We start from the raw sequence: 331 nt of genomic DNA on the forward strand, positions 1-331 counted from the left end.
CCCGCCCAGATGGGTGGCGATGATGGCCAGGGTGTCGCTGCCGCAGCGCTGCGCCAGCTGCACCGGGTCCAGTTCCAGCGAGCCGGGCAGCAGATCGCACAGCACCAGTTGCAGGCCGCAGTGCGCCACCGCCAGCGCCACCAGCGGGCAGGTATAGGCCGACACCAGCACCTGCCGGCGCCGGTTGGCCGCGGTCAGGGTGCGCAGGGCCACGATCAGCGCGGCGGTGCCCGAGCAGGTCAGCAGGGCCTGCGGCAGGCCGAGCGCGCTGGCCAGGCGTTCGCGCGGCCGGCCTGGCCACAGGTCGCCCCACTGCAGCGGCAGGCCGGCG

The 331-nt window shown here is 75.5% G+C and carries 1 protein-coding gene; it reads right to left on the minus strand.

The features are described 5' to 3' along the window. On the minus strand, positions 1–331 hold a 331-nt coding region (locus D180_RS19985; RefSeq protein WP_043091436.1), incomplete at both ends, for a DegT/DnrJ/EryC1/StrS family aminotransferase.

Origin of the sequence: Xanthomonas sp. SHU 166 (genome assembly GCF_000364685.1) — a bacterium.
Classification (GTDB): domain Bacteria; phylum Pseudomonadota; class Gammaproteobacteria; order Xanthomonadales; family Xanthomonadaceae; genus Xanthomonas_A; species Xanthomonas_A sontii.